The organism is Polaribacter irgensii 23-P (genome assembly GCF_000153225.1).
Lineage (GTDB): Bacteria > Bacteroidota > Bacteroidia > Flavobacteriales > Flavobacteriaceae > Polaribacter > Polaribacter irgensii.
The window spans coordinates 1,785,843-1,806,022 of the sequence record NZ_CH724148.1 but is presented as its reverse complement, the minus strand read 5'-3'; the positions used below and the strand labels follow the sequence as shown (position 1 = coordinate 1,806,022).

The 20,180-nt window shown below is 32.5% G+C and carries 17 protein-coding genes; 15 read left to right on the top strand and 2 right to left on the bottom strand.

Annotated elements, in window-relative coordinates; translation table 11 throughout:
• Nucleotides 1-4: 4 nt before the first annotated feature.
• From PI23P_RS12905 to PI23P_RS08080, 8 genes are all read left to right on the top strand, one after another.
• Entirely contained in the window at nucleotides 5-1,039 is a 1,035-nt protein-coding gene (locus tag PI23P_RS12905; RefSeq protein WP_367888915.1) for a helix-turn-helix domain-containing protein, read from the top strand.
• A gap of 132 nt (nucleotides 1,040-1,171) precedes the next feature.
• Nucleotides 1,172-1,720, top strand: a complete 549-nt coding sequence (locus tag PI23P_RS08110) for a DUF4402 domain-containing protein (RefSeq protein ID WP_004570314.1) — start codon at nucleotides 1,172-1,174, stop codon at nucleotides 1,718-1,720.
• Between the two features lie 63 nt (nucleotides 1,721-1,783).
• Nucleotides 1,784-2,614, top strand: coding sequence for a fimbrial biogenesis chaperone (locus PI23P_RS08105; RefSeq protein WP_004570313.1), 831 nt, complete (start codon nucleotides 1,784-1,786; stop codon nucleotides 2,612-2,614).
• Nucleotides 2,615-2,627: 13 nt separating this feature from the next.
• Nucleotides 2,628-3,143: a DUF4402 domain-containing protein gene (locus PI23P_RS08100; protein WP_004570312.1), complete on the top strand. Its 516-nt coding sequence runs from the start codon at nucleotides 2,628-2,630 to the stop codon at nucleotides 3,141-3,143.
• Nucleotides 3,143-5,824, top strand: a complete 2,682-nt coding sequence (locus tag PI23P_RS08095; RefSeq protein WP_004570311.1) for a hypothetical protein — start codon at nucleotides 3,143-3,145, stop codon at nucleotides 5,822-5,824. The genes PI23P_RS08100 and PI23P_RS08095 overlap by 1 nt, the downstream gene beginning before the upstream one ends.
• A gap of 418 nt (nucleotides 5,825-6,242) precedes the next feature.
• Nucleotides 6,243-7,559 carry an ice-binding family protein gene (locus tag PI23P_RS08090; protein WP_004570310.1) on the top strand — a complete coding sequence of 439 codons (1,317 nt, stop codon included), beginning with the start codon at nucleotides 6,243-6,245 and terminating at the stop codon, nucleotides 7,557-7,559.
• Nucleotides 7,560-7,659: 100 nt separating this feature from the next.
• Nucleotides 7,660-9,573: a DUF8693 domain-containing protein gene (locus PI23P_RS08085; protein WP_004570309.1), complete on the top strand. Its 1,914-nt coding sequence runs from the start codon at nucleotides 7,660-7,662 to the stop codon at nucleotides 9,571-9,573.
• Between the two features lie 207 nt (nucleotides 9,574-9,780).
• Nucleotides 9,781-10,326 (top strand): DUF4402 domain-containing protein, encoded by a 546-nt coding sequence (locus PI23P_RS08080; protein ID WP_238300003.1) that lies wholly within the window; start codon nucleotides 9,781-9,783, stop codon nucleotides 10,324-10,326.
• 636 nt (nucleotides 10,327-10,962) lie between these two features.
• Here the strand turns inward: PI23P_RS08080 and PI23P_RS12690 are convergent.
• Nucleotides 10,963-11,130: a hypothetical protein gene (locus PI23P_RS12690; RefSeq protein WP_004570306.1), complete on the bottom strand. Its 168-nt coding sequence runs from the start codon at nucleotides 11,128-11,130 to the stop codon at nucleotides 10,963-10,965.
• A gap of 493 nt (nucleotides 11,131-11,623) precedes the next feature.
• Nucleotides 11,624-12,421: an ice-binding protein gene (locus tag PI23P_RS08075; RefSeq protein ID WP_004570305.1), complete on the bottom strand. Its 798-nt coding sequence runs from the start codon at nucleotides 12,419-12,421 to the stop codon at nucleotides 11,624-11,626.
• 808 nt (nucleotides 12,422-13,229) lie between these two features.
• Here PI23P_RS08075 and PI23P_RS08070 point away from each other — a divergent pair.
• The 7 genes from PI23P_RS08070 (at nucleotide 13,230) to PI23P_RS12845 (ending at nucleotide 20,077) form a co-directional block, all read left to right on the top strand.
• Nucleotides 13,230-14,546 (top strand): aminotransferase class III-fold pyridoxal phosphate-dependent enzyme, encoded by a 1,317-nt coding sequence (locus tag PI23P_RS08070; RefSeq protein ID WP_004570304.1) that lies wholly within the window; start codon nucleotides 13,230-13,232, stop codon nucleotides 14,544-14,546.
• Nucleotides 14,547-14,552: 6 nt separating this feature from the next.
• Nucleotides 14,553-15,611 carry a GNAT family N-acetyltransferase gene (locus PI23P_RS08065; RefSeq protein ID WP_004570303.1) on the top strand — a complete coding sequence of 353 codons (1,059 nt, stop codon included), beginning with the start codon at nucleotides 14,553-14,555 and terminating at the stop codon, nucleotides 15,609-15,611.
• A gap of 10 nt (nucleotides 15,612-15,621) precedes the next feature.
• Nucleotides 15,622-16,701 carry a serine hydrolase domain-containing protein gene (locus PI23P_RS08060; RefSeq protein WP_004570302.1) on the top strand — a complete coding sequence of 360 codons (1,080 nt, stop codon included), beginning with the start codon at nucleotides 15,622-15,624 and terminating at the stop codon, nucleotides 16,699-16,701.
• A gap of 1,199 nt (nucleotides 16,702-17,900) precedes the next feature.
• Nucleotides 17,901-18,410 (top strand): sigma-70 family RNA polymerase sigma factor, encoded by a 510-nt coding sequence (locus PI23P_RS08050; protein ID WP_004570298.1) that lies wholly within the window; start codon nucleotides 17,901-17,903, stop codon nucleotides 18,408-18,410.
• A gap of 1 nt (nucleotide 18,411) precedes the next feature.
• Nucleotides 18,412-19,050: a hypothetical protein gene (locus tag PI23P_RS08045; RefSeq protein WP_004570297.1), complete on the top strand. Its 639-nt coding sequence runs from the start codon at nucleotides 18,412-18,414 to the stop codon at nucleotides 19,048-19,050.
• Between the two features lie 182 nt (nucleotides 19,051-19,232).
• The gene (locus tag PI23P_RS08040) at nucleotides 19,233-19,433 is read left to right on the top strand and encodes a hypothetical protein (protein WP_004570296.1); all 201 of its coding nucleotides are present in this window, start codon (nucleotides 19,233-19,235) and stop codon (nucleotides 19,431-19,433) included.
• A gap of 509 nt (nucleotides 19,434-19,942) precedes the next feature.
• A complete protein-coding gene (locus PI23P_RS12845; RefSeq protein ID WP_302846526.1) occupies nucleotides 19,943-20,077 on the top strand; it encodes a hypothetical protein in 135 nt (44 codons plus the stop codon).
• Nucleotides 20,078-20,180 lie beyond the last annotated feature (103 nt).

Sequence of the window (20,180 nt, the reverse complement as noted above, 5' to 3'; positions counted from 1 at the left end):
GGCTTTGAAATTATATATAAAACACATGGTAAGCACCCGTTGTAAAATAGCGGTAAAGGAAGAGTTAACCAAACTTGGTCTCCACTTTAATATAATTGGCTTAGGAGAAGTTGATGTCATGGAGGATATTTCAGGCAAATATCGAGAACAACTGCGCATTGGTTTAAGTAATATCGGACTTGAGCTAATGGATGACAGCAGGGCAATATTGATTGAAAAAATTAAAAACATTGTAATCGAAAGTGTTCATCACTCCACAGCGTCAGTTAAAATAAATTTTTCACATTATCTAAGTGATAAATTAAATCACGATTATCCCTATCTAGCCAGTCTATTTTCTGAAGTTCAAGGAACCACAATTGAGCAATTCTTAATTTCACACAAAATTGAAAAAGCAAAAGAATTACTTACCTATGGTGAACTAACAATTACACAAATTGCCTTTAGACTGAAGTACAGCAGCGTAGCCCATTTATCCAGTCAGTTTAAAAAAGTAGTTGGCATTTCTCCTTCACAATTTTTGAAATTAAAAAATATTAGACGTAAACCACTAGAAGAAATTGGCAAATACCCTAATAGCAGTAGCTTAGAAATGCTAAATGGAGCAAGAGAAAAAAATAAAATAAAACTATTTCTCGTTGATGACGACCCAATTTTTTTAAAATTATTAGAACTTCAGTTTATTGAACATGGTGGATTTATAATAAAAACTTTTACGACAGGCGAGCTTTGCATCGCAAGCTTATCTGAGGATCCACACATTATTATTTTAGACTATCACTTAAATAGTGTTGTTAAAACTGCAATGACAGGTTTGGAAACGCTAGATAAAATTAAATATTTAGATGATAAAATTCCAGCCATAATGCTATCCTCCCAAGATAAAATAGAGGTTGCTGTAGACTGCCTGCATCACAAAGCCGTTGACTATGTAGTGAAAAATGAAACTGCTTTTTTACGATTAAAAAAAATTATTACAACCATTTTAACATATAATAAAATGGAGAAACAATTAAATTGGTTTGAAGACAGAATGTAGTGTGAACTAAATTATGAAAGTTATATCTAAAATTATGTAACATTCATAATCACCTAGCTCAGTACCTTTGTAGCGTACTATTATTGTTAATAATAAGACAATTCAAAAAATAGCGAGGTAAAAAGCACTATCATGAAAAAAATAAACTTTTTTGCTATCCTAATGATAGCCATAATTGCACCAAACACATTTTCTCAAAATTCGGCAACTACAAATGCAAGTGCTGAGTTATTGATCGCAATGAAGCTTACACAAACGAGTGCGTTAAATTTTGGAGCTAATATTTTAACCGATGCTACAGGTGGTACAGTGGTTTTACCTGCTGATAATATAACTCGTAGTTACTCTGGAGGGGTTGCAGCATCAGCTTCAACGCCAGCAGCTTCCAATGCAAGCTATACTGTAAGTGGTAATGTGGGTGAAACCTATGCAATTCTATTACCAACCTCGATAGTAGTGACACATTCAACAGGTGCAACTGGAGCAGGTGTGCGTACTATGAACATCACGGAGATGACAGCACGTTTCAATGGAGCCGCTCAAAATACCATTAATAATTCGAGTACACTAGACGCAAATGGAAACGATTCCTTCAAAGTTGGAGGAAAGTTAACGATAGCTGCAGGACAACTAGGAGGCACATACAACGGTACTTTCCCAATAAGTGTTGATTACAACTAGAATCGATTGTTGAATCTTTTAATTAAAAGTATATTTGTTTCGCTAACTAGTCAACACCTCGTTATGAAGAATAAATTATTATTTTTAATATTAGCCACTATTTTAGGGAATCAACATTATAAAACACATGCACAAGGAGATTTGTTAATCACCCCAAATAGAGTTGTTTTCGAGGGTAGAAAGATAAAAGAGATTCTTAATTTACTAAATACCGGTTCAAAAACAACAACATTTTCAGTCTCCTTCGTTCAACGTCGCATGAATGAGGACGGAAGCTTTTCAGTAATTACAGAACCAGATCCAGGCCAAATGTTCGCGGATCCCTATCTTAGAATATATCCTCGGAAAGTCACTTTATTACCAGGAGAAGCGCAGGTTGTTATGCTACAGCGAAGGATGAGAACCGATATGGAATCAGGTGAATATCGCTCCCACTTATATTTTAGATCTGAAAAAGATTATTCGGCTTTAGGAGACGAAAAACAAGATACCATAAAAGCTTTTTCGGTTAAATTAGTTCCTATATTTGGTATTAGTATTCCCATTATAATCCGAACTGGAGACCTTTCCAATACAACGACGATAACTGATTTAAAAATAATAAGGGAAGAGGAAAATGTACTAAATTTCACTGTTGTTAGAAATGGCAATATATCTGTCTATGGAGATTTCACAGTGGAATACCTTCCAAAAAAAGGAGAATCTTATTTGATTGGAGTCAAGAAAGGGGTCGCAGTTTACACCAATATTAACAAACGATACGTCACAATAAAATTGAATAAATCTTCAGATATAAATTTAAAGCAGGGAATCCTAAAAGTAAAATATATCAGCCGTGAAAATGCAGAAGAACCACAGGTTTTTGCTGCGAAAGAATTGGATTTAGGAATTTAATTTTAAAACCTTTATGAAAAGAGCTAAATTAAATAGATTTTTCATAAAATTATTATTGTCAGTAATAATTTTACTTTCATGCAAAGGAGTTTCTTTTGCACAGCCTGCGTTGCCCGAAAGAGCATTAACTGTGGCTGCCACGCAAGGCCTCTATTTTGGAAAATTTTATGATTTAGGTACCGGTGGCAGCGTTTCTGTAGATTGGCAAGGGATTAGGACAACTACAGGCAGTATCGTTCCAGCACCCAATTCTGTTGCAAGACCTGCAATTTTTGAAGTGCGATTATGCCAAGGAAGAAACGTTGCGATTACGTATGCCCCAACGACTATCCTAAGTGGAAGTAATGGAGGCGTCTTCACACTCAATATAGGTCCCACAGAAAAAGGTATCAATGGAGCATCATTTACAGTGGAAAACAACTGTAATTTTATAACCGTTTTGCGTGTAGGAGGCACCCTTATAATTCCAGGAAATGCTCCACCTGGATTTTATTCAGGAAATTTTGAAATTTCTTTTGACCAACAATAATGAATATATGTATCGCTCTCAAGGTTAAGATAATTGATTTTATTAGAGGGACTTTGTCAAAATTTATAATTCCCATAACACTTTTATTCTTTTTGTATTCACCTAAAAGTGTAGCTCAAAATGTAGAAAAAATAGCAGTTTCTGACTACGATGAACTGTTTATTACCATATACATGGCAAATGGTTTCAATTTTGAGACGGATGTACTCATCTCTGACAAAAACCAACTTTTCTTAAATGTTAAGGATATATTCAAAAAATTAAAGATCAAATGTATTTCTCAAGACGGCGATTTCATTGGATTTATTAAGAATGAAAACAACCTTTATAAAATTGATTTTAAAAAAGATAAAATTACTGTTGGTGCGCAATCCTTTAATATTTCAAATGGTTATGTAGAAATTTTTGGAACTACATATATTGCAGCATCCATAATCTCAGAAGCTTTTGGCATCAACGTGTTATTTAACCCTAGATCCCTTTCTGCAAAATTATCATCCACTTTTGAACTTCCCTTTCTAAAACAATTAAGAATCGAGGAAACTAGAAATAATATTTCAAAATTACGAGGAAAACCGAGTATTGCAGATACCATAATTCAAAGAGATTACCACTTGTTTAGCTTCGGTTCAGTAGATTGGGCTTTTAATTCTGTTCAAACCACGAACAATACAAATACCAATTCTGTTAGTCTAGGACTTGGAACTGAATTATTGTTTGGAGAAGCAAATATATCCCTGACGTATAATGACCAATATAATTTTGATTCCAGACAACTTCAATACAATTGGCGTTGGATTGACAATGACAAAAAATTGATTACACAAGCACAAATAGGCACTCTTTTCAGTCAGAGCATTTCTCAATTAAATGCTCCATTAGTAGGAGTAACTTTTAATAATTCTCCGAATACAATTAGAAAAGCAAGTGGTACTTTTACAATTAACGACAGTACAGAGCCCAACTGGACTGTAGAACTCTATATTAACGATATTTTAGTAGACTACACCGTGGCTGATGCCTCTGGCTTATACGCCTTTAAAGTTCCTATTGTATACGGCTATACTACTCTGAAATTAAAATTTTATGGTCTTTTAGGCGAAGAACGAACGGAAGAGAGAACTATGAATACACCCTACACATTTGTACCTGCAAATACGCTAGAATACAATGCAACATCCGGAATTCTACAAGATGGCCAAGGCAGTCGTTTTTCGCAAATCGGATTTAATTACGGAGTTAACCGTTTTTTAACCGTTGGTGGTGGTTTAGAATATTTATCAAGTATCCCCAACACGCCTTATATCCCTTTTGCAAAAATGGCCATTCAGCCCTTTTCAAAAATGATTTTAAACTTCGAATATGCACACAACGTGAGGTTCAAAAGTTTACTAAATTTCTATGTTACAGAAAGTGCTTTTTTAGAAATTAATTATTCTAAATTCAAAGCAGACCAACTTGCCGTTCGGTTTAATGCGCTAGAAGAATTAAAAATAAGGTTTTCTATGCCGTTTAAAGCCCAACTATTTTCTGGTTTTACAAAATTTAATTTCAATCAATTTAAATATCAATCTTTTATTTATAATCAATTTGACTTCACGTTCTCTGGCTATTACAAACAATTCAATATTAATTCTTCCTCATTTATAAACCGAGTTGGTTCCAGTCCTGCTCAAATGAACTCTATTTTAAACTTGTCATACCGATTTAATAGTGGGCTTGTGATGAGGCCTTCAATAAACTATAATATAAATACAAATCATGTAGTTAGATTTGGTGCAGAAATTGAGAAGCGAATCTCAAAAATGTACTTTTCCGTTTCGTATGAGCGAAATTTACAATTCAAAAACGACAATGTTTTTGTGAATTTCAAATATGATTTGCCTTTCTCTCGCGTTGGCTTGTCAAGTTCTTTTAGCAATAACAACCTTATGTTTTCAGAAAATGCCCAAGGAAGTTTGGCTTTTGGAGCAGGTAATAATTACATACACACAAGCAACAATTCTGCAGTTGGAAAGGGAGGTATTTTATTCTATCCTTTCCTTGATTTGAACCGAAATGGAAAATTAGATCCTGGAGAAAAAAAAGTATTGCTGTCCTCGGTTAATGTTTCAGGAGGAGTTGCAGAAATAAGTGGTAAAGATTTCACTGTGCGAATTTTCGATTTAAATGCTTTTGTAAATTACAATATTGAATTTTCAAATACGTCCTTGGATTATATTTCTTGGAGATTTAAACGCAATACATATCAAGTTCTTGTTGATCCAAATCAGTACAAACGCATATTCGTACCTATTATTTCTGTAGGAGAAGTGAATGGTATGGTATATTTATTGGCAGGTCAAGAAATGAAAGGACAGGGGCGTGTTACGCTCGCTATCTACAATAAAAAGAAACAAAAAGTAGCAGAAGTGTTAAGTGAATCCGATGGATATTATAGCTATTTAGGTCTAGAGCCAGGGGAGTATTCTGTTCAGGTTGATTCATTACAAATGAAAACGTTAGATTACAAAGCCACTCCAATGGCACAACCAATAATCATTCGAATGTCCGAAGAAGGAGATATTGTCGAAGGTATTGACTTTGTACTTCAACCAATTATATCGGAAAAGAAATTAGTTTTAGGAAAGGATTCTATCCAAAAAAATAGTGTTCCACTCAAAAAAATAGAAAAAAATTAGTCTTTACAGTACAAATAGGCACATCAAAAAAAGAAAATAAAAAATTTCAGAATCTAAAGAACATTCGTATTTACAAAGAAAAAGCGTCCACAAAATATAGACTAGGACGGTTCGACACGTATAAAGAAGCAAAAGCGTACATAATTGAATTGATAAAAAAATACAAAGGTGCTTTTGTACAAGCTTTATTAGATGACACACCGATACCGATTCAAGCGGCTTTATTGCACCAAAATAAAAAGGTATATTTTAAAGGATAAAAAAAATAGATTAATAAATAGGTAAAAAACTAGAGAAACACAAGGGAAATAAAAATGCATATCTTTATACCATATTTTGAATTTAAAAATAAGTATTTGTATCCTTTTATGAGCTGAAAAAATAAAAATTTTTAATGGTCACTTTTTAAACAAAACAAATGAAATCAAAATTAAATTTTCTGGGATTGCTCATCATTTTGATGATCAGTAGCAATTATAATATAATAGCACAGTCTGTGGGTATCAGTAACGCTGAAATTACTCCGGATCCTTCTTCGATACTTGAAATGAGAACGAACAGTAAAGGCATGCTGACTCCAAGGATGACAACAGCAGAAAGAAATAATATAACCTCCCCTGCAACTGGTTTAATTCTTTACAACACAACAACAAATCTGTTTACATTTTATAACGGAAACTCCTGGGTAGATTGGGTGCGCCCTGCATATCTTTCTGTTGATGCCGGAACCGCAATCTCCACCTCCTCAACTTCGTATACCGTGGTGGATCAAATGAGTAAGACCATCGCAGAAGCAGGCACATATTCAATTTTTTTTAATGGTCAAGTTAGCATCCCTGCAGCATCCCATACCTATGGATTTAATACATCTACAGGAGTTTCAGAATTAAATTCAATTTATGACGACATTATGGCAATCCCAGTAACAGACACCACACACCCCTTAGTTTTTGGGAGTGGAGAGACCCTTTTTCCTGGGGTGTACGATATTCCTGGAGCTGCCTCCATTGCAAACAGTCTTATTTTAGATGGTGGAGGAGATCCTGAAGCACTTTTTTTAATCAGAGCTACCGGCGCATTCAATACTGGGGCAGGTGCAAGTGTTACTTTGGTAAACGGTGCCAGTGCCAAAAATGTTTTTTGGATTGCAGATGGAGCAATCGGCTTGGGAGCGGGTACAACCATATCCGGGACGCTATTCTCCCATGGATCTGCCGTCGCTGTAGCCGCAAACGGTATCGTAACAGGCCGGTTGCTAACCACTTCTGGGGCAATTTCAAGTGGACCTGGTGCACTTACATTGCCTACTGGTGAAAGTTTGATTGATTTTAAAACATTATCTAATTTTATAATATTTACAAGTTTGGGAGGCATTGCAAATACGGGAGCTTCCACGTACACTGGTAATATTGGCACTAATAGCGGTGCTATCACGGGTTTTACTCCTGAAATGGTTACTGGAAACATTTATGAAGCTGGAGATTCGGACACCATTATTGAAGATGTGAAACACAAGGTCACCTTTAGTCTTTATAAAAATGGCACACTACTACCTAATTCTAGTAGAACAAGAACGCATTTAAAAAACCCTTCAGATATTTCTTTGCATGGTATTTCTTCTTTTGCAGTAGACGATATTATGGATGTAAGATGGAAAATTGACATTCAGGATGCTGATAGTAAGGAGTCTACAGTTTATAATAGAATTTTAACATTGATAAAAGTAGGCAACTAACAAGCAACGATAAGATTGCGCTATTTTAAAAGATAGAAGAACTAGCAGTTCTAAAAACATCAAAAAAACAAATAATTGTATTCGAATCTATAAATTCCGGATGAAAAATTTAAATCTACATAACTTTTTTAACATAAAATGGTTTGCCATTTTATCGATATTGGTGTATTTAGAAATAAACATACAAATACAGGCGCAATACATTTCTAATAACGGTGCTTATATTACAATTTCAGACGATACTGCAGTAACAATAAATATCCTCGAGAATGATACCGATGCCACTCTTTTAAACAAAGGCACTTTAAATGTTAGTGTGCTTCAAAATAACGGAAACACTGTTGGTAACGGAATTTACAATATCACAGGTGATTTTACAAGTACAGGTACTTTTTTTAGCGCATCCGGAAATGTTTACATGAACGGCACCTCTGCCCAAAAGATGGATTTGGGAACGGCTACTTTCTATAATTTAATCATCAACAATACAGCGTCGGTTACCTTAAACTCAACTCAAACGATGGTTACAAATATGCTCACCATCAATGCAACAAAAAAATTTAAAATTGAAGCGGCTAAAAGTTTAACAGTAACAGGTACTATATCGAATCTTGGAGGAACAAATGGACTCATCCTGATATCCAACAGTTCTGGTATGGCTTCTCTGATTCACAATACACAAAATGTACCAGCAACAGTGCAACGCTATATTAGTGGAGCACCCGAGGCCTATCAATTTCTTTCGGCGCCAGTTTCAAATCAAAATATTAGTGGTAGTTGGAATCCTATAGGTACTTATGGAAATGGTACGGGTTATGATTTGTATATTTATAATGAACCTACACCTTGTTGGACTTATCAACTGAATTTGACTGCAATGCCAACGTGGGCCGCTATTCATCCAACGTTAAGTTTTGTCAAAGGGAAAGGATATTTGTACGCCACCCAAGCGCCAAATCCTACAAAGGAATTTATAGGATTGCTCAATAACGGCAATATTAGTTACCCGATTACAAATGAGAGTCCAGATTTGACTGTAAAAGGATTTAATTTCATTGGAAATCCGTATGCTGCTACTATTGACTGGTCGGCACCCACTGGCTGGACACGTTCAGACTTGCTTCTAGCCACCGGTGGTTACAATATGTGGATATGGAATCCAACCGCAAATAACTACGGTGTCTATAATTCCAATGGAGGTACCGGAACAAACGGCGTAAATCAATATATTGCTCCAACACAAGGCTTCTTTATAAGAGCCCAGAATAACGGAAGTATTGCCATGTCCAATGCTATTAAAGTGCAAACGATGGGAAACACTTGGTTAAAAGAAAAAAATAACAGCACAAAAAGTTCTAAAACCAGTCATTTAAAAATTAAAATTTCCTCCAATGAAGGATATGGTTCTGATGAAGTACTACTTCAATTTGGGTTCCCTCAAAATGAAGCGGGCGCATTGAAACTTTCCAGTCCAAATACAGACGCTCCTTCCGTATATTTCAATTACATCGATCAAGATTTATCTGTTCGATATTTAACAGACATTCTAGAAAACTCAAGAATACCTTTGCAATTTAAACCAGGAATAGTAGGAAAAAATAGAGAGTACTCCTTGCAAATTGATCATGCCCATGCACAAGACCATTTGCTTTTATTAGAAGACAAAAAAATGAAAATTATCACTGATTTAAAAATACGCCCTACTTATGAATTTAAAGCTTCAGAAGGAGATTCTGAAGATCGGTTTGTATTGCATTTCCAAGAAATTACTGATAGCTCGTTAGACGTGCCTGTACGCGTATTTTATGACGGAACTAAAATCAACATCGATTTATCCTTTTTTGATGGCCCAGCAGATATTCAAGTATTTGATTTGTTAGGACGATTGCTTACAAGTAGAAAAAATGCCATTGCTACGCTACACCGTTTGAGTGTGCAACAAAAACAGACAGTCTATATTGTAGCGGTATCACAAAACGGAAAAACACATAGAAAGAAAGTTTTAGTGCATTAAACCAATGCTTCTTTAGGTAATTTACCACTATTAAAACGCTGTTGTGCGAAAAAAAACAATAGCACACGTTTATTTAATAACCTTTAAATCAGATTTCATTGAGGAAACACATCCTAAAATCAGCTTATTTCGTTTTTCATAATTAATTATGCTACTTAAAGCTAATTCAATAAATATATGTATCTTTCCCTTGCAAAAAATTTCTTTATGAAAAAACACATACTATGTACCCTTACTATGATTGTAGGGTTTACATTCCCTATAATTGCGCAATCAGGTAGCACTGTAAATGCCACCACGGCGAATGCAAGTCTTTTAGTTGCTATGTCTTTGTCAGAAATCGCTCCTTTGAATTTTGGCTCAAGTCTTTTATCCAATACATCAGGTGGCACTGTAATTTTACCTTCTAATTCGACTACTCGAGGATACACAGGAGGCGTAGTAAACTCCGCAGCAACCCCTGCACCTGCTGTAGCAGCTTACAGCGTAAGTGGCACGGGACTTGAAACATATGTGCTCGTATTACCTGCAATTACAACAGTTTCTCACACGTCTGTTTATTCTGGAGTAAATACAATGAACATCACCGCTATGACCGCACGTTTTAATGGAGCTGTTGCGGACTCAAAAACAAGTACACTAACTTCTGAAGGAAAAGATAGCTTCACATTAGGAGGCACATTAAACGTTCAAGAAAACCAAATTGGTGGCCAGTATTCAGGTACTTTCCAAGTAAGTGTTGATTATAACTAAAAAACAAAACACTCCTTTAAAAAAAAGCTCTCTAAGAGTTCTATTTTAGCAGATTGAAATAAAGCTATTTTACACACCGTGAAATATGTCGTTTAAATATGTATTCTTTAAAAGAAAAGCATTTCAAACATGCTTAGAGTTTCGCACAGAGCTGATTATTTAAATAATGCAGCCTCCAATCTTGTCGGACATGCTATATATTACATACAAACAGTGTATCCACCTTTTAAGAAATACCTTTAGAACAAATCCCCCCTCGTTACCTTTTTTTCACTAGAAGTAGAATACTTTGGCTCTACTATTAATATATTTTCGAAAGACTTCTTTTAAATTCTTTGCTTTCTCTTTGTTTCCGTATTTGCTCAAGTCTATTATTTCTAGTTTATAGAAAGTAGAAAAGAAAAATTCAAACAATTGAGGATATTAAAATTTTTCTGTAAATTCAGATAGTTTGCCCACTAAAAAGTTGACCATATTTTAAAAAAAAAGGTTCGTTTTTCATCCCTTTGGAATTCACACAAATAATAATTTCCATTTTAAATACAGCTACAAAAATTAGTTTATAGCCTAGATAAAGCGCCTTTAATTCTCTAAAATTCTCTAAAACCGATGCTCAAAAAAAAAGATACTTGTTTGTTAGAAAATAGCTGCGTAGAATACTGTAGTTTGCTGCTGCGGTAACAGCGCTTCATCGCTCTCTGCATTTGAAGACTTTACATAAAATAACGTCAGTAAAAAGACGATTGTTACAATTATTGCTGCTATGGCGAAAATAAATTCTTTTTGTCTGTTCTTTTTTTTCATCACTTTTTTTTGTTTGATTGAATATAAGAGTTTTTCCAGACATAGCCAACTTTAAGAGGGCTTCATTTCAAGACATTATCTTAAAAATACTTCATTCTATATGCTTTTTCGACCGGTACCCTACCGTTTATTATAAAATATATTGTGTTTAAGTAAAGGCATACTAATGCAGCTTATTAATTCGTAATTTTCAAAATAAAACCAGCATCAAATTATTTCTTGGAAAGTTTTAGCAATTGCACTGAGTGCATGCACCACATTTAAACGCTTTTAAAAATCACGCTTAGTTGCGTGCAATGTTATATGATTTACTGCTATTTTAAACCATTAATAATTCCTCAATAATACGTAAATATTTTATTTGAATAGAAATAATGACTATTTAACATCGTACAATGCATATTTATTTAACATAAAATAAAAGTCCCCCATTTCTGAAAGGACTTTCTATTCACTGTGTCTTTGGGTTTAATTCTTTGTATTAGGATTTTTTTTATGGCTGTGTGATGGTGGCCATTTGCAAGACTACGGCTGTTTGGGCTAGCATTCTACCATTCGAAGTAGCACCCGTCAACATATTTATGCCCGTCTTACCTAAAATTATTCCTTCAAAATGGCTGGTTGTACCCAGCGTTACCGCTCCTGCAACTTGCCAGAAAATATTCTTTGCTTGTGCACCGCCGCTTAAAGTAATACGTACTGCTGAACTCATAATAAGAGTCTGTGAAATTTGAAAGATCCAAACATCCTCAGGTCCTCCCGAAATGGTTATATCTGCTGGTATAATTAAGGGACTTGTCCATTTGTATAGGCCTGGCTCAAGTGTAAAGCCTCCTATATTTCCTGCGCCCAATTCTAAATAATCTGGATTACTGCGTCCGGCAGCATCCGTGTAGGCCGTTCCCATATCCCCAACCGCTGTGGTCAACCTCGTAGCGCTATTAACCACACAAGGCAATGGACCTGCAGCATTGACGGAGTATATTGTACCTTCAACCTCTGCACATGTCACCAGGATCGCTGCACCGGTAATTGGACTTGATCCAACGTCTCCAGTAATGATAGAAGGGTATACATCTGTAACACCCGATTGCGATAAAATGGCAAATTCACCCGCAAGCCCTAAATCTAACGCTTGCCGAACTCTTTTAACTTTAACTAAATTTTTTGCTGCTAACGTTGGTGCTAAAATCTCATTTTCTGGATATAAAACATCACTCTCTGATTGACAACTCAATAAAACCCCTACTAAACATATGGTTACAAAAGGCACTAATTTCTTTAAATACATAATTTCGTATATTAAGTGAAGGGGAAACTGCAAGTTAGCAAATCTAAATTTATAAAGGTTAAAAATGTTACATAATTGTAAAGAATACTTATATAATTCTCTAAAAGACAATTAGTTCTCTTAAGAAACCTATTTTTATTTAAAAGCACAAAAAAAGACTTTAGTCCTTTTTCTACCGCTCTAAATTCTAAATATATCTTTTTTGTGTGTTTAGAAAAGAAGTACGTCTTCTATTTCTCTGAGGCCTGTAGTAAACGCAAATAACAAAAGTTAAATTTTTAGTGAGGACATTAAATCGTTTTAAGTTTGCCGAATATAAAAACAAAATATCTTGAAAGTATGACATTCCTTCTTATTAGCGCCCACTTGTTTGTCGAAATTTAAAAACATAACAGGAAATCCAAAATTACATGTTCAAAGCCGGCCACACGCATACCCCGATTTGCATTCCTTGAAACGCAATTTTTCCACTTACATATCAAAAGAAAGAGTACATATCTGATCATACAAGAACTCTAATGACAAGACAGCTAAAAAGAGTGTGGTTTGTGTACACATCCCAACAAAGGATTTAAAAAAAACTAAAAATCCATTCGATACTTTGTTTTATTCCCTTATTTTTATGCAAAGACCAGGGCGTACTATAAACACTAAACTTCCGCATATCCCTCCAATATGGACTGTAATGCGGATAAAAGGTAAGCCTATAAACACGTTGGCATTCATTTCCTTTATAAGTGATTTAAAACATAGTAATGATTGTGTTTATCAATTTAAATTGTATTATTACAAAACATCAAAACGTTTTATGATTCATAAATTATCTCAAAAAAATTCACTAACAAAAAAACATACACAGAATTACAGAAAACATTTTGCTTTAAATAGAAACGCAGCAGGTTTTAATATCAAGAAAAAAGAACTTATTTACACTTTAGTTTCGGATAAATCTGATGGTGCTTTTATTTGGGATATTGACGATAATAAATATATAGATTTAACAATGGGTTTTGGCTCTATTCTTTTTGGTCATAATTATTTACCTATTCGCAAAGAAATTGAAAACCAATTAACTAAGAGTTGGTCTGTTGGCCCAATATCTCCATTAGCAGGTATACTAGCAGAAAAAATTACATTGGCTACAAATACAGAAAGAGTTGCCTTTTTTAATTCTGGAACAGAAGCAATTATGGTATCTTTAAGAATTGCAAAAGCAGTTACAAAAAAGAAATATGTTGTTTTTTTCAAAGGAGCCTATCATGGTACATTTGATCCATTACTTACACTTCGAAGAGATCAGCAAACAAATATTGCCAGAGAATCTATTCCCGGAATTACACAATCTATTTTAAATGAATCTTATTTCTTTGATTATGGTTCAGAAGAATCTTTAGATTTTATTAAAATAAATAAGAATAACATTGCAGCTGTTCTTGTTGAACCAGTTCAGAGCAGAAACCCCAGTTTTCAACCAATTGCCTTTTTAAAGGAAATACGAAGTATTACCGAGCAAAATGATATTGCACTTATTTTTGATGAAGTAATCACTGGTTTTAGAATTGATATTGGTGGTTGCCAAAAACAATTTAACATACAAGCTGATATTGTTACTTACGGAAAAGTAATTGGCGGTGGATTACCAATTGGTATAGTTGCGGGTAAATCAAAATTTTTAGATGCCATTGATGGTGGCTTTTGGCAATATGGAGATCAGTCCGTTCCAGAAGCGAAATCAACTTTTGTTGCAGGTACATTTTGTCATCATCCTTTAGCAATGGCGACTTCGTTAAAAACATTAGAAATACTCGATGCTACTAACGGCGAATTACTAAAAGAGATAAACATAAAAACTTCCAATTTCTGCAAGAAAATGAATGCATTTTTTGCAGAAAACTTTCCGAAGTTATCAATTGTTCACTTCGGATCTTTATTCAGATTCATAACACCTGGTAAGTATACAGAACTTTATAATCAACTTCTTTTAAATGGCGTTTACATTTGGGAAGGTAAAAACTGTTTTTTATCAGCAGCCCATACTGATGAAGTAATTGCTTTATTGGAAGATAAAATAAAGTTAAGCTGTAAACAACTAGTAGAAAACGGTATTATAAAAACGCAAGTATAGGCCATTATGAAAAAAGAGATTCTATTCACTGATGGAAAATATTCCATTCAAAGGCATCAAGGTATTCCAAAAGAAGCTTTACATTTTTTAGATAGTATTGCTTGGGGAAATGAAGGTGCTATCTATGAACACAAAAATACAGAAGAACATATTAAATTGATAAAAAAACCAGTGCTTCTTGCTATTTATGAAGGTGAAAAAATAAGAGCAACTGCTGTTTTCTGTATGACAACTGTAACTACTAGTAGTGAGCAATTTAATTGTAATTATATCAGATATTTTGCTTCATCAAAAGAAATACGTGGCAAAGGAGTTATGAAAAAATTCTCCATAAAAGTGATGGAATTAATCCGTGAAAAGGAAAAAGAAAAAACCATTTATTTTGCTTGTATAGAGAGAGCTAACAAAAGTTCTTATAGCGTTGTAGAAAGTGCTGGTTATAATCCTATCGGAACGGTAAAAACTTTAGGTTTTAGTCGTTTTTTTCCGAAGAGAAATAAAAAAATTACACAAATAACTTCAAAAGAAGATAAAGAAGAAATTTTAAACTTACTTTATATAACCTATAATAACTATACTTTAACCCAATTTGATTCTTTATTTATTAAAAATAATTATTTTGTTATTCGAGAAAAAGGAGAAATTATAGCTGGATGTCAATATCATCGTGCGCATTGGGTGATTAACAATATGAAAGGTTTTACAGGAAAGATAGTAATGAATGTGGTTCCTTTAATACCTGTGCTTAATAAATTATTTAATCCAAAACGGTTCGAATTTTTAGCATTTGAGGGTCTCTATTTTAAACCTGGATATGAACAACAATTATATAATTTATTTGAAGGATTACTGGCTAAAGAAAAATTAAAATCTTCTATGTTTTGGTTAGGAAATACCTGCCCAATTCGTGAAAAAATTCTAACAAAAGGTAAATTAGGTATGATTCATTCTTTTATAAAAGATTCGGATGTTGAAATTATGGCAGCTTATAAAAACATAGATGAAACTAAAATTGAGAATTTAAAATTGAAACCAATATTTGCTTCAGCTTTTGATTACATTTAATAGTAGCTTTATGAAACAATATGAAGATTTCGCTAAATTACTTATCAACCCTAATGGTGCTGCTCCTATTTATAATTGCCTCCTGAATATAAATAATAAAAAAAAGAATATCAATTATAAAATTGCTGTTGGACAAATAGATGCCTCTGATAAAAAAATAGCTAGTAATTATCGTTTTAGAACAGGGAGCATTACGAAAACTTTTACGTCAACTATTATTTTACAATTGATGGAGGAAGGATTGCTAAAATTAGAAGACCCTTTTCTCGATTGTTTTGAAAATAATGAAACCAAAAAAATCTTGTCAGAAATATTGTTTTTTGATGAAATTAATTACTCTAGTCACATAACAATCCAAAACTTATTACAACATAAAAGTGGTCTTAGAGATTACTTTGCTGATGATGAAAGATTCTTTGCAAATATCAAAAAATATCCAAATCAAGATTGGAATTGGAAAAATATTTTAGAAAAATATTTTGAATATAATTTAAATAAAAAAGGAGTATCTAAGCCAAGTGAAAGCTTTTATTATTCTGATACAAATTATTTATTATTAACTATTCTAATTGAAGAGTTAACGCACAAATCATACTATGAAGTACTAGAAGAAAGACTATTAAATACACTCTCGCTTAATGATACTTATTTAGAATTTTATCAAAATAAAAAAAGTTCTACACCAATTGCATTTCCATATCATGGAACATATTCATTAAAAAAGGTAAACACATCATTTGATTGGGGAGGTGGTGGTTTAATGTCATCAGCAAGTGACTTGAATATTTTTATAAGATCACTTTTAAGAGGCCAATTATTTCAGAAAGTTGAAACGCTTCAGTTAATGATGAATTTTGAAGATGACAATATTGATGTTCCTGCGAAAAAAGGTAAAATTGCTTATGGAATGGGTCTTCAACAAAAGAAAATAGGAAAGCATAAACTTATTGGACATAATAGTGCGTATGGAGGTATGGTATTTTATAATTTGGAAACTGATTCTAGTTTTATTCTTAATATAAATCAAGTTTTAGCACCTCATAAGGCTGAATGGCTTCTGAAAAAAATGGTAGAAACTTTTTTCTCCTAAACAAATACATAAATTATTATAAACAAAATGCCAACAGCGCATAACCAAAATTGCTAAATAGAAAAATACAAAATAATTCTAAACTCTAAAAAATATAAATTTTACAAACGAAAAATCCAATAACCAAACCACAACTTTGGTTATTCTAAACCGTTGGCATTCATTGGCGGAACGTACTCAATACAGAAAAAAATAGTAGATTATGGATAAAAAAAAGGAGGACAAAGGAAGTTTGATTTCAAGTATTGGAGACTATTTACAATAATTGTAATGACATTATAAGCGATAAAAAGTTCAGCAATACTTTATATATCTTTTGCAACAATTGGTATGGTTTTAACTGGTTATGGAGTTTTATGATTATAAACGCTGGACAACTAAAAAAAGGAAAAATAATTTAGTCCCCACGATCTTACTAAATTTCATAGCAAAAACCGAACTGAAAGCGGAAATCATTCTTGCAGAATTTCTCATTCAAAAGGATTTGAAAAATATTGTTGGATATAACGCTGGCTGAATTTACTCAAGTGAAACAAATCGAAAAAAAATATAAAATGAAAAAGCATAGCAAAGTAGTTTTAATAATAATTGTTGTGCTTTTTTTAATAGAAATAAGTTACTATTTTTTTAAAGGAGCTTTTTTTCCATACACTTTGAATTAACATCTAAATTTAATAAAAAAACAAGAATTTAATCAAATTCTTAAAATTATAAAAATAAATTTGAAGGAATCATTTGAATTCTAAAAATAACAGACTCTAACATCGGATAAAATAATTGCTATCAAATCGCTTATTTAGGAAAGTCCAAACAAACTTTCTTGGTTCGTGTTTTATTTAGTAAATTAGTGTGTTAAAATACGCAACAAACCATATAGAAACGCGTTGGCAGTAATTTAATAGCACTCTAAAATAAAATATCAGTTTTCCTGTCATATTTTCTTAAAACTTGTCACTAACAAAATAGAGACACTAAAAAAAACAATAATTTAAATTTTAAGAAGATGGAAAACATAAAGAAATTAATTCAAATTTTAACACGAATTCAAATCATAAGTAGCATTGTTTGGGCTATAACATTAATCGTTTGCTACCAAATTCTTGGGGAGTCATATAAAAAAATTAGTCTTATACTTATCTGTGGATTTTTTATTGAGTTTTTACTTATAAGCTCATCTAAAAACAATTTAAAAAAACAGAATGCAAAAAAGGAAAAAGGATAAATATTTTGAAGAAATTCTTGAAGGGAATAAGCACAAAATATACAGAATTTGTAATATTTATGCTATTCCTCCAATAGAACCTCAAGACCTCTTTCAAGAAGTAGTTTATCAAATTTGGAAATCTCTTGACTCCTTTAAAAGTAATTCTTCTATAGATACTTGGGTGTATAAAATCTCTCTTAATGTTTGCTTACGTTCAAAAATGAAACTTGATAAAAATTATAGCAAGACATATAGGTTTGAATCTATCTATTTTACACCAATAGAAAAAGAAATTGACACTTCTGTACAAGAAAAGCTCAAGTATTTAAAAGAGTGTATTTCAACTTTAAATGGAACTGACACATCTCTTATTGTACTTTATTTAGATGATTTGTCTTATAAAGAAATTGAAGTAATCACTGGGTTAACAGAAAACCATATAGCAGTTAAAATGAAGCGGATTAGAAAAAAATTATTTGAATGTATCACTCCAAAAATCAACTAAAATGTTAGAACAAGAATTAAAAGATATTTGGAATAATTCTTCTCAATCTGGTCAAATATCAATTGAAACAAAACAGTTGACTGAGGAATTGAGTATTAAAATAAAGAGTTTTCAGAAAAAAATAAGAAGTAGAGATATCAGAGAAATTTCTGCCTCAACAATTGGAATACTCATTTTTGGATATTTATTATTCGAAATCCCATTTCCCGTTACTAAAGTAGCTTGTGGTTTGGCAATTGCTTGGTTTGTATTTGTTATTGTAAAATTTAGAAAATCAAAAATACAAAATACTAAAACTGATTTCTCGCTAACAATAGCTGAACAGCTTAATAATCATAAAACAATGATGTTACAACAATCTAATTTATTAGATTTTGCTTTGTATTGGTATGCTATTCCACCGTTTATAATGAATTTTGTATTTATTCTAGGGTTAGAAAATCCAATCGATTACAATTGGACAAATAGTGTTGCTAAAAGCTTATTACCACTTACTTCCAATTTTAAAATAGTAACCTTAATAGGTCTTGCTTTATTTTATGCGTTTACTTATTGGATAAATAAAAGAGCTTTAAATAAAGATGTAAAACCAACTTTAGAAAGCATTGAAAAAATGCAACAACAAATAAAGAATGAATAAAAACTACTGCCAACAATGTTTATAAGAAATAGGCAAAATAGTGCGAACTTCAAGGCTTTTGGTGCGTGTAAAACTTTGTGCTTAACCGGAAATTTCGTGCTTCATAATCGGCTACTTCTCATATACTAAGCGTTGGCATTCATTGGCGGAACGTACTCAAAACAGAAAAAAAATAGTATATTATGGATAAAAAAAAGGAGCACAAAGGAAGTTTGATTTCAAGTATTGGAGTACTATTTACAATAATTGGAACGACCTTATTAGCAATAAAAAGTTCCGCAATACTTTATATCTCTTTAACAACCATTGGTATGATTTTAACTGGTTATGGAGTTTTTGTAATGATAAACGCTGGACAACTAAAAAAAGGAAAAATAATTTAGTCCTCACGAACTTACTGAATTTCATAGCAAAAACCGAACTATAAGCGGAAAGCATTCTTGTAGAATCTCTCGTTCAAAAGAATTTGAAAATTATTATTGAATATAACGCTGATTGAATTTACTCAATTGAAACAAATCGAAAAAAAATATAAAATGAAAAAGCATAGTAAAGTGGTTTTAACAATAATTGTTGTGCTTTTTTTAATAGAAATAAGTTACTATTTTTTTAAAGGAGCTTTTTTTCCATACACTTCAAATTAAAATCTAAATTTAATAAAAAAACAAGAATTTAATCAAACTCTTAAAATTATAAAAATAAATTTGAAAGAATCATTTGAATTCTAAAAAAACGGACTCTAACACCGGATAAAATTAATTGCTATCAAATCGCTTATTTAGGAAAGTCCAAACAAACTTTCTTTTTCTATAATTATCTACTAAATTAGTTGCTTGAAAAACGCAATCAACATATACAACAACGTTATCTGCAAGCTAAAAAAAACATACCGATGAAAAAAACAACAGTCTTAATTGCTATTCTATTCTTGATGACAATCTTTGGATGCAAAGAAAATACAAACAAGCTTGGAGAAAATGAATTTGTCCTTAACGGAGAATTAGAAGGAATTGAGAACGACAGTTGAATTTATTTAATGTTGGATCATAAATCTGTCGATTCGACTAAAATAGTAGACAACAAATTTTAAATAAATGGGGTCACAGAGCATCCAAAACGATACACCTTAT